The sequence below is a fragment of the Mesorhizobium sp. M7A.F.Ca.US.010.02.1.1 genome (assembly GCF_004023085.1).
Taxonomy (GTDB): Bacteria; Pseudomonadota; Alphaproteobacteria; order Rhizobiales; family Rhizobiaceae; genus Mesorhizobium.
This window is the reverse complement of record NZ_RZRV01000081.1, coordinates 1-9,963: the sequence shown is the minus strand read 5'-3', so window position 1 is coordinate 9,963 and position 9,963 is coordinate 1. Positions and strand designations below refer to the sequence as shown.

At 62.0% G+C, this 9,963-nt stretch carries 12 protein-coding genes and 2 tRNA genes; 5 read left to right on the top strand and 9 right to left on the bottom strand.

The genetic code is table 11. From position 1 onward, the window contains the following. A partial coding sequence (locus EOA19_RS34360; RefSeq protein ID WP_245261238.1) for a GTP-binding protein occupies positions 1 to 133 on the bottom strand: 133 nt, incomplete at its 3' end. Positions 134 to 445: 312 nt separating this feature from the next. On the opposite strand from EOA19_RS34360, the gene EOA19_RS34355 reads away from it, so the two are divergent. Together EOA19_RS34355 and EOA19_RS35550 are read left to right on the top strand one after the other, a co-directional pair. After that, a complete protein-coding gene (locus EOA19_RS34355) occupies positions 446 to 1,333 on the top strand; it encodes a DMT family transporter (protein ID WP_128306062.1) in 888 nt (295 codons plus the stop codon). Positions 1,334 to 1,509: 176 nt separating this feature from the next. Next, positions 1,510 to 1,647: a hypothetical protein gene (locus EOA19_RS35550; protein WP_164778452.1), complete on the top strand. Its 138-nt coding sequence runs from the start codon at positions 1,510 to 1,512 to the stop codon at positions 1,645 to 1,647. A 74-nt stretch (positions 1,648 to 1,721) separates the two neighbouring features. On the opposite strand, the gene EOA19_RS34350 is transcribed toward EOA19_RS35550, so the two are convergent. Beyond that, on the bottom strand, positions 1,722 to 1,979 hold the full coding sequence (locus tag EOA19_RS34350) for a GlsB/YeaQ/YmgE family stress response membrane protein (protein ID WP_023812088.1): 258 nt from the start codon (positions 1,977 to 1,979) through the stop codon (positions 1,722 to 1,724). Positions 1,980 to 2,110: 131 nt separating this feature from the next. On the opposite strand from EOA19_RS34350, the gene EOA19_RS34345 reads away from it, so the two are divergent. Next, entirely contained in the window at positions 2,111 to 2,575 is a 465-nt protein-coding gene (locus EOA19_RS34345; protein WP_023812089.1) for a YidB family protein, read from the top strand. 78 nt (positions 2,576 to 2,653) lie between these two features. On the opposite strand, the gene EOA19_RS34340 is transcribed toward EOA19_RS34345, so the two are convergent. Both EOA19_RS34340 and EOA19_RS34335 read right to left on the bottom strand, forming a co-directional pair. After that, a tRNA-Gly gene (locus EOA19_RS34340) sits at positions 2,654 to 2,727 on the bottom strand. 89 nt (positions 2,728 to 2,816) lie between these two features. Continuing rightward, a tRNA-Tyr gene (locus EOA19_RS34335) sits at positions 2,817 to 2,901 on the bottom strand. Between the two features lie 197 nt (positions 2,902 to 3,098). Between EOA19_RS34335 and rlmB the strand changes: the two genes are divergently transcribed. Then, positions 3,099 to 3,947, top strand: coding sequence for a 23S rRNA (guanosine(2251)-2'-O)-methyltransferase RlmB (gene rlmB / locus EOA19_RS34330; RefSeq protein ID WP_023812090.1), 849 nt, complete (start codon positions 3,099 to 3,101; stop codon positions 3,945 to 3,947). 209 nt (positions 3,948 to 4,156) lie between these two features. On the opposite strand, the gene EOA19_RS34325 is transcribed toward rlmB, so the two are convergent. The 3 genes from EOA19_RS34325 to gcl are packed head-to-tail and all read right to left on the bottom strand — an operon-like array spanning position 4,157 to position 7,708. After that, positions 4,157 to 5,074, bottom strand: coding sequence for a 2-hydroxy-3-oxopropionate reductase (locus EOA19_RS34325; protein ID WP_128306061.1), 918 nt, complete (start codon positions 5,072 to 5,074; stop codon positions 4,157 to 4,159). A 44-nt stretch (positions 5,075 to 5,118) separates the two neighbouring features. Further along, entirely contained in the window at positions 5,119 to 5,916 is a 798-nt protein-coding gene (otnI, locus tag EOA19_RS34320) for a 2-oxo-tetronate isomerase (protein WP_128306060.1), read from the bottom strand. A gap of 10 nt (positions 5,917 to 5,926) precedes the next feature. Further along, the gene (gcl, locus tag EOA19_RS34315; protein ID WP_128306059.1) at positions 5,927 to 7,708 is read right to left on the bottom strand and encodes a glyoxylate carboligase; all 1,782 of its coding nucleotides are present in this window, start codon (positions 7,706 to 7,708) and stop codon (positions 5,927 to 5,929) included. Between the two features lie 213 nt (positions 7,709 to 7,921). On the opposite strand from gcl, the gene bhcR reads away from it, so the two are divergent. Further along, positions 7,922 to 8,743, top strand: coding sequence for an HTH-type transcriptional regulator BhcR (gene bhcR, locus EOA19_RS34310; RefSeq protein ID WP_128306058.1), 822 nt, complete (start codon positions 7,922 to 7,924; stop codon positions 8,741 to 8,743). Positions 8,744 to 8,822: 79 nt separating this feature from the next. Here bhcR and EOA19_RS34305 read toward each other — a convergent pair whose 3' ends face one another. Further along, positions 8,823 to 9,128, bottom strand: a complete 306-nt coding sequence (locus EOA19_RS34305) for a BA14K family protein (RefSeq protein WP_023812095.1) — start codon at positions 9,126 to 9,128, stop codon at positions 8,823 to 8,825. Between the two features lie 447 nt (positions 9,129 to 9,575). Beyond that, on the bottom strand, positions 9,576 to 9,791 hold the full coding sequence (locus tag EOA19_RS34300) for a hypothetical protein (RefSeq protein WP_023812096.1): 216 nt from the start codon (positions 9,789 to 9,791) through the stop codon (positions 9,576 to 9,578). Between the last annotated feature and the right edge of the window lie 172 nt (positions 9,792 to 9,963).

The following is a 9,963-nucleotide window of genomic DNA, read 5'->3' as shown; positions in this document are numbered from 1 at the left end:
TCTGGTCGTAGCGCTTGTATTCGCCAAAATACTTGGTGATCGCCGCCGTCAGCGACGTCTTGCCATGGTCGACGTGGCCAATCGTGCCGATGTTCACGTGAGGCTTGTTACGCTCGAATTTACCTTTTGCCATTGTCTCTTTCCTTGGACGGCCCGGATCTTCAGTTCGGTCGAAGACCTTCAGTTCAGTCGAATGCGGGGCGATTAGCGACAAAGGCCAAAAAACACAAGCGTCTTTTGGCCGGGTGCCGTCTCACTCAGTCCGAACCATCGATCCGATTGCGGGGATATGACGAAGATATAGGAAGGCTCTGGGCAAAATGAAGGGGTAGCGGGCCGACCGATCGAGGCCGCGAAAGCGCTGGCTTGCTTGCCCGGCCCTGTCTGATTCATGGCCAGGCCATGGACCATTGCCGCCACCACCCGCCTCTGATCTTGTGGCCAGATGCATTTCATCCCTGCCTCTATCCGCGGCCCGCTGTTCATGATCGTCTCGACGGGATCGTATCTCGTCAACGACACGATGATGAAACTCGCGACGGCAGGCCTGCCGTCCTACGAAGTGCTGTTTCTGCGGGGTGCCGCGGCTGCGCTCTGGGGCTTCCCGCTGTTGTTCGCGCTGGGCTACGGCAAGCAGATCCCGCTGATCTTCGACAAGCGCGTACTGAGCCGGAACGTGCTCGAGCTGGCGGCGATCCTTTGCTATGTGATCGCGCTCGCCAATATGCAGATTGCCGATTCCACCGCGCTCGGCCAGATCACGCCGCTCTTGATGCTGGTCGGCTCCTCGATCCTGTTTGGCGAGCGGATCGGCGGCCGGCGCATGGCGCTGATCGGGCTCGGCTTCGTCGGAGCGCTGATGGTGGCGCAGCCGAGCATGCAAGGCATTTCGGTCTACGCCTTGCTGGCGCTCGGCAATGCCACATTTGCGGCGGCGCGCGACCTTGCCGGTCGGCGGGTCGCGGTCGAGGTGCCGGGGATGATCGTGGCGATTTCCGCAGTCGTGGTGGTGCTGATCGGCGCCGGCGCCGCGCATCTGGTTTCAGAGCGCTGGGTCATGCCCGGGGCACATCACCTGCTGCTGATGGCGGGTGCTGGATTTTTCCTGATCTTCGGCCATTTCTTCATCTTCATGGCCTATCGCGTCGGACCGACCAGCGCCGTGGCACCGTTCTATTATTGCTTCACCGTCTGGGCGGTGATTTCGGGCCTGCTGGTGTTCGGGCAATTCCCAAACACACTGGCGATCTGTGGCATCCTGCTGGTGGTCGGCAGCGGGCTGACCATCGTGTCGCTGGATCAGCGTCAGCGCCGGCTGGCCGTCGTCGCCTGATGCATGTCGCCCAAAAGTGCCCCGGATTTGGGAGAACGACATGCATAAACAAAGACCTGGAGCCTCCGCATCCACGCATGCGCGGATGAGCAGTTGCCGCGCCGAAAAAGATCGTCTAATCGGCGAAGCATAGTTCGATCGACGACGAGATGATCAATCAGCCAAGGGAGTTCCCCGTGACCGATTTTGACCAGAACAAGAGCTCCGACGCCGAGCACAAGGCCGCCATCCGCAAGTCGCTTGTCGGCTGGGCGGTGTTCATCGCCGGAACGCTGATCTTTTTCGTCGCCGCCGATGCAGTGTTGATGCCATAGACGAGCCGCTGCACGTACAGGCCTGAAGCGGTCTTGCCTTCGGAAACTCGAAACCTCAGACGATCCGCAGGTGCCTAAAGCGTCCGCCTTGCGCTGAACTGATGGTAGGCCCACAGCACGACCACCGCCCCAACCACCGCGACGATCAGGCTGGAGATGTTGAGACCGGTGACACCCACGCCAAAGATCTGGCTGCAGATCACGCCGCCGACAATGGCGCCGACGATGCCGAGGACGATATCCATGATCAGGCCCTGGCCGGTCTTGTTGACGATCTTGCTGCCCAGGAAGCCGGCAATGGCGCCCAGAATGATCCAGCTGATGATACCCATTTTTTCCTCTCCATCCCCTCGCCAGCCGACATTTTCATAGGATTGTCATAACCTCAAGCCACCTTGAAATTCCGCCCGAATGCTTCATTGTTGATGAGGGGTCGGGCCTTGGTCGCTATGGAGGATCCACTATGGGACTTTTTGACAATGCCGTTCCCGGCGGCAACATCACCAAACCCCTGATGATCGCGCTCGGCGCATTGCTGGTCGGCAAGATGCTGAGCGGCAGAAGTGCCGAAGAGCCAGAGCAGTCTCCCGCGCCCGCTCCGACCGCCCCCGTCCCGACGGAAACCACATCCGCCGATGGTGGCCTGGCTGGCGGATTGGGCGGCCTGCTCGACAAGCTCAGAAATGCCGGCCACGGCAATGCCGCCGACTCCTGGGTCGGCACCGGGCAGAACCAGCCGATCAATGCCAACGATCTTGGCACCGCGATCGGACCGCAGATCATTCGCGAGATCGCGCAACGGACCGGGCTGGACGAGCAGGAACTGCTCAAGCAACTGTCCACCGCCCTGCCCGGTATCGTCGACAGACTGACGCCGAACGGCCAGGTGCCGCAGCAGCACCAGGTCGCCACCGCGTTCAACAGCTGACGCGGCGCAGCCACTACAATTGGAGCACTGCGCGCCTCGTGCGCAGTGTTTCGGCTTGCCGGTGATGGGATAAGTGTCTGGAGCGGGTAGCGGGAATCGAACCCGCATATTCAGCTTGGAAGGCTGCTGCTCTACCACTGAGCTATACCCGCGCCGTTCCTCAAGTACCGGATTCATCCGAAAAGCGCCATGCACTTTTCGGTCCGATTCTTGTCACGTTTCAGGGCTTCCGGGCCGGCAGTGGTGGAGAGGGTTGGATTCGAACCAACGTAAGCTAAGCTAACGGATTTACAGTCCGTCCCCTTTAACCACTCGGGCACCTCTCCAGTCTGCCGCCGGAGCCATGCAACGAGGCATTCACGCCGATCCGGACCCGAGTTATGTGTTCTCCGAAACCAGCGCAGCGCCTTATGGCGGCAAGCCCATTGGGTGTCAACCGCGCAACCATGTTTTTCGTTTCTGTTCGCCGGCTGTGACGGCGGGCCATATCCTTGGCCGGAGGAGACAGCTATAGAAGCCAGCCATGAGCGACAAAACCAACACCCCCAAAGACACCCATTACGCCAAGCTGCGCCGCGCCTATCGCGACGAGAAAAGCGGCGGCGCGCCGGCGTTCCGGCCCCGACAGCCGGTTCCGCCGGGCGAAAATGCCGCGGATGGCCTGGTGCGGCTCTACGGCCTGCACACCGTGCGCGCCGCACTCGACAATCCGCGCCGCAAGATTAGGAAGATGCTGGTGACGCGCAACGCGGCCGAGCGACTGGAAATCGCCGATCTCGCCGCCCTGCCCTTCAAGACGGAACTGGTCGAACCCAGGGACATCGACAAGATCACCGGGTCGGACGCCGTGCATCAGGGTGTGCTGATCGAGGCCGAGCCGCTGAAAGCCAAGCGGCTCGATGCGCTTGGCGACGCGAAGCTGGTGCTGGTGCTCGACCAGATCACCGACCCGCACAATGTCGGCGCTATCCTGCGCTCGGCGGTCGCCTTCGGCGCCGGCGCGCTGATCACCACAGCCCGCCACAGCCCGCAGGAATCGGGCGTGCTGGCGAAATCCGCCTCCGGCGCGCTGGAGCACATCGACCAGATCGAGGTGAAGAACCTCGCCGACGCACTCGGCCAGTTGCACGAGGCCGGCTTCCGCACCATCGGACTTGATTCGGACGCGCCGGCCGAACTCGAAAAGAGCTTTGCCGGAGAAAAGATCGCCTTGGTGCTGGGCGCCGAAGGCAAGGGCCTGCGCCAGAAGACGCGCGAGACGGTGACCACGCTGGCGCGGCTCGACATGCCCGGCGCCATCCATTCGCTCAACGTGTCGAATGCCGCGGCGATCAGCCTTTACGTGGCGCGGGCATTTTTGAAGCGCGGCTAGAGCAATTCTAGGAAAAGTGTGAAGCGGTTTTCCTTCCAGAATTGCGTCAAAACAAAGAGTTAGAGCATTTCGCCATTTCCGTGAAACGGTGGAATGCTCTAAGCCAAAAATATCTCGAAACGAGAAACGGGTTCCGACAGACGCCGGAACCCGTTCTTCGACGGGCCAAGAGTTTGCGGCTTGGGAACGTTGCGCCGCCCTCTCCTGACCTATGCCGCTTTGCCCCTGGCGTCGGCTGCCTCGCTGCCGACCTCGAAATTGGCCATCCGCTCCAGCGCCCTGACCAGCGCCGAATGATCCTCCTTGGCGCCGCCATTGGCCGCGCAGGAATTGAACAGCTGCTGAGTCGTCGAGGTGTTGGGCAAGGAAACGCCGAGCGCCTTCGCGCCCTCCAGCGCGAGGTTCAGATCCTTCTGGTGCAGTTCGATGCGGAAACCAGGCGCGAAGGTGCGCTTGACCATGCGCTCGCCATGCACTTCCAGAATGCGCGAAGCCGCCAGCCCGCCCATCAGCGCCTGCCTGACCTTGGCCGGATCGGCGCCGGCTTTCGACGCAAAAACAAGCGCTTCGGCGACGGCTTCGATGGTCAGCGCAACGATGATCTGGTTGGCCACCTTGGTGGTCTGGCCGACGCCATTCGGTCCGACCAGGGTGATGTTCTTGCCCATCTTCTCGAAGAGGGGCTTGGCGCGCTCGAAGGGGGTTTCCTCGCCGCCGACCATGATGGTCAGCGACGCCGCCTTGGCGCCGACTTCACCGCCCGAGACCGGCGCGTCGAGATAGTCGCAGCCCAGGTCGTTGATGTTCCTGGCAAAAACCTTGGTCTCGATCGGGGAGATCGAGCTCATGTCGACGACCAGCTTGCCTTTTGCCAGGCCGGACGCGACGCCGTTGTCGCTAAACAGCACATCGGCCACCTGCGGCGTGTCGGGCACCATCAGGATGATGATGTCGGCAGCCTTGGCCACGGCGGCGTGGCCGGTAACTGACTTCAGCCCCTTGGCGACGAGGTCGGCCGGCGGCTTGGAGCGATGGTCGCTGGCGATGACATGATAGCCCGCATCCAGCAGGTGCCCCGCCATCGGCGCGCCCATGATGCCGAGGCCGATGAAGCCGATGGTTTCCATTGTGGTTCTCCAAATGACTGTGTGAAACGCCCCCCCTCTAATGCTTACGCCGCAGCACTTCCCTGCCCGGCCAACTCCCGAAGCCACCCCAAGCCAGCCTCCGTCCCAGCCTTCGGCTTGTACTCAGCCCCGACCCATCCGGCATAACCAATGCGGTCGATATGCTCGTAGAGGAAGGGATAATTGATCTCACCCGTCCCCGGCTCGTGACGGCCGGGATTATCCGCAAGCTGGATATGCGCGATGCGGCCAAGGTTAGCCTCGATGGTCCTGGCGAGATCCCCCTCCATGATCTGCATGTGATAGATGTCGTATTGCAGGAACAGGTTTTTCGAGCCGACGCGATCGATCAGCGCCAAGGCCTGATCGGAATAGTTGAGGAAGAAGCCCGGAATATCGCGCGTGTTGATCGGCTCGATCAGCAGCCTGATGCCGGCCTGCTCCAGCTTCTCCGCCGCGAAGGCGAGGTTTTCGGCAAAGACATCCTCCAGCACCTTGCGGTCGGCGGCGGCCGGCGCGATGCCGGCCAGGCAATTGACCTGCTGGCAGCCGAGCGCCTGCGCGTAGGTGATCGCCTTGGCGATGCCCTGGCGGAATTCCGGCACACGGTCCGGCAGCACCGCAATGCCGCGTTCGCCGTTGCCCCAGTCGCCGGCTGGAAGATTGAACAGCACCTGGGTCAGACCATTCGTCTTCAACCGGGCCGCGACGACATCGGGGGCATGGTCATAGGCGCCGATATATTCGACGCCCTTGAAGCCGGCGCGAGCGGCGGCATCGAAACGGTCGAGGAACTCATGCTCGCCAAAGAGCATCGAAAGATTGGCTGAAAACCGCGGCATTCTTTTTCTCCTAATCCAACATCACGATCGCTGTCGGCGCATCTTCCTGATGTTCGGCAAGCTCCTCGAATTCGGTGATCTTGTCGATCTCGGTGCCCATCGAGATGTTGGTGACGCGTTCGAGGATGAATTCGAGCACGACCGGCACCCGGTGCTCCTTCATCAGCCGCTGGGCCTCCTTGAAGGCACCGGCGAATTCTTCGGGCTTGCGCACCCTGACCGCCTTGCAGCCCATCGCCTCGGCGACGGCAACATGGTCGACGCCGTAGCCGGCCTCGGGATCGCCTGCCCGGTTGATGTTCTCGAAGGCAAGGTCGACCTCGAAATCCATCGAGAACCCACGCTGCGCCTGGCGGATCAGGCCGAGATAGGCGTTGTTCACGACGACATGCAGATAGGGCAATTTGTGCTGTGCGCCGACCGCCAGTTCCTCGATCATGAACTGGAAATCATAGTCGCCCGACAGCGCCACGATGGTGCGGTCCGGGTCGGCGGCGCGAACGCCAAGGGCAGCCGGCAAGGTCCAGCCGAGCGGGCCGGCCTGGCCGCAATTGATCCAGTTGCGCGGCTTGTAGACATGCAGGAACTGCGCCCCGGCAATCTGCGACAGGCCGATCGTGGTGACATAGGTGACGTCGCGGCCGAACGCCTTGTTCATCTCCTCATAGACACGCTGCGGCTTCAGCGGCACCTGGTCGAAATGCGTCTTGCGCTTCATCGTCTTCTTGCGGGCCTGGCATTCCTTAGCCCAGCCGGACCAGTCGCGCAGCTTGCCCGCCGTCTTCCATTCGGTGGCGACGTCGAGCAGCATCTTCAGTGCGGCACCGGCATCCGAAACGACGCCGAGATCCGGCGCGAAGACACGGCCGATCTGCGTCGGCTCGATGTCGACATGGATGAATTTTTTGCCATTGGTGTAGACATCGACGGAGCCGGTGTGGCGGTTGGCCCAGCGGTTGCCGATGCCGAAGACGAAGTCGGCTTCCAGCATCGTCGCATTGCCATAGCGGTGCGAGGTCTGCAGTCCGCACATGCCGGCCATCAGCCGGTGATCGTCGGGGATCGCTCCCCAGCCCATCAAGGTCGGGATGACCGGCACGCCTGAAATCTCGGCGAATTCGATGAGCAGATCGGACGCATCGGCGTTTATGATGCCGCCGCCGGCGACGATCAGCGGCTTTTCGGCGGCGTTGAGCATCGTCAACGCCTTTTCGGCCTGGGCGCGCGTCATGGCCGGCTTGAACGGCGTCAACGGCTCATAGGCGTCGATGTCGAATTCGATTTCGGCGAGTTGCACGTCGACCGGCAGGTCGATCAGCACCGGGCCGGGACGTGACGAGCGCATCAGGTGAAACGCCTTCTGCAGCGCCATCGGGACGAGGTAGGGTTCCATGACGGTGACTGCCCATTTGGCGACCGGCGCGGCAATGGCTGATATGTCGACGGCCTGGAAATCCTCCTTGTTCAGCCGCGCCCGCGGCGCCTGACCGGTGATGCACAGGATCGGGATGGAATCCGCGGCGGCCGAATAGAGCCCGGTGATCATGTCGGTGCCGGCTGGACCCGAAGTGCCGATGCACAGGCCGATATTGCCCGCCTTGGCGCGGGTGAAACCTTCCGCCATGTGCGAGGCGCCCTCGACGTGACGGGCAAGCACATGGCGGATCGTGCCCCTCGCCTTCAGCGCCGAATAGAACGGATTGATCGCCGCGCCCGGCACGCCGAAAGCGCAGGAAATGCCTTCCTTTTCGAGAACGAGAACCGCGGCATCGACAGCGCGCATCCTGGCCATTTTCCAGCCCTCCACGGGTTTGTCATTGTTGGATTGGCCAAGGATGTCAGCACGCCGGTTATTTTTCAATTTTTTCAGAATATTTTTCCATTTCTAGAAAACGGCGTCATTTTCTTGATTTTATTTGATTTTCTGTTTTCCAGGAATCCGACCCGCGAACGTAGTGAAAAACTTTTTCATTGCGCATTTGGCGAAACGACCGAGAATGGCGGCATGGAAACGACCGAAAAACGCCAGCGCGGTCGGCCGCGCGCTTTCAACAGGCCCTCGGAGGCCAGTTCGGTGCAGTCGCTCGACAGGGCGTTGCGCATCCTGGCCATTGTCGCGGAAGGCAGCGGCCTGTCGCTGAGCGAGATCTCTGCGCAGAGCGGCCTTGCCGCCTCCACCGCCTACCGCATGCTGACGACGCTGCAAAACCACGGCATGGTCGAATTCGACACATCAGACCAGCTCTGGTCGATCGGCGTCGAGACCTACCGCATGGGCGCGGCGTTCCTGCGCCGCCGCAAGCTGGTCGATCGCGCCCGCGTCGTCATGCAGGAACTGATGGAGAGGTCAGGCGAGACCGCCAATCTCGGCGTCGCCGAGGACGATTGCGTGGTCTTCGTCAGCCAGGTCGAGACGCATCAGGCGATCCGCGCCTTCTTCCGGCCGGGCACGCGCAGCCCCTTCCATGCGTCCGGCATCGGCAAGGCGGTGCTGGCGCATCTCGAGCCGGAGCGCGTCGGAACCATCCTGCGCAAGGCAGGCCTGCAGCGCTTCACCGACAGGACGCTGTCCGACATTTCGGCCCTTGCCCACGATCTGGCGCGGATCAAGCTGCGCGGCTGGTCGGTCGACGACGAGGAGCGGCATCCCGGCATGCGCTGCGTGGCAGCCGCCATCTTCAACGAATTCGGCGAGCCGATCGGTGGCGTCTCGGTGTCCGGGCCAACGGTGCGGGTGACGCCGGAGCGGCTGGCCGAGATAGGCCCGCTGGTGCGCGATGCCGCGGCCGAGGTGACCAGGATGATCGGCGGCATCAGGGCGACCTGACGGTCCGATCGTTTCAAGCACAGCGAGAAGAGGGGCTGCGGGGCGCCCCTCTTCTGGCTGATTGAAACGCCACCTCCTCTCAGAGACGGCAGTAGTGGCGATAGCCGTCGTGGCCGAGATAGGTGTCGGAGTCCGCATCATAGCTCTGGTAGCGGTCATAGCAGCGGCGGACGTGCCACGAGCCGCCGCCTTCGTCGACATAGACGGTACGCGGCTGGGCGAGCAGGCTGCCGAGGACGAAGCCGCCGACGCCGGCGGCAATGCCGATGCCGATTTCGCGGTTGTGGTGATGGCTGTGGGCGGCCGAGGGCTGGACGGTGCCGGCCAGCGTGGCGGCGGCAACTGCAGTGGCGATGAGGCCGGAAACGAGTGTGCTCTTGAACATGACGATCTCCTTGCTTCGTTGACCGAGGCGATCCATCCGCCTCTTGATCATCTGTCGTCGCGGCCAGGAAAAAGGTTCGAATCTTTTTTCGATTTTTCTGGGATCGGGGAAATCGGATCGACCGAGGTCATGCTGACGGCGACCTTGCGAGAGCTTGGCGAAGAAGTTGATGCGGCTGATCTCCCCCCTTGCGGGGGAGATGCCCGGCAGGGCAGAGGGGGGTGCTGTCCCGCCAGCTTGTCAACCAATCAGGGCGAGGCAACCGCACGGACAAAATAGAGAAAGTTCATGGGGAAGCCGGTGATCCTTCACACCCCCCTCTGTCCTGCCGGACATCTCCCCCGCAAAGGGGGAGATCGGCAGCTTTGCCGTCCCCACTTCACAAAGTGATCGCCCAACGCAAAAAGGGCGGCCGAAGCCGCCCTTTTGGAAGAATGGGTCCCTCCATCAAAGGAAAATGATCACCCTGCCATGCCTGTGGTGATGGTTGTGGTGATGGTTGTAGTGCTTCCACCAGTACTTCTTGAAGTGCTTCTTGTGATGGTTGTAGTTGTGGTGATGGCCGTGCATGCCGTGGGCTGACGACGTGCCGACAGTGCCGGCGAGCGCGCCGGTGGCGACGAAGATGGCGACGAGGCCTGAGGTAAGAGTGCGCTTGAACATGATGATCTCCTGGATCTTTTGATCGAGGCGACCCATTCGCCTCTAACCATCAGTCGGCGCGGCGCGGCAAAAGGTTCGAAAGGCTTGGAGATTTTTTGTGGAGCGCCATTGGCGCAAACGAGCAACGACGGCAAGGACACCAATGAACCGTCGCCCCCTATTCCCCTATTCC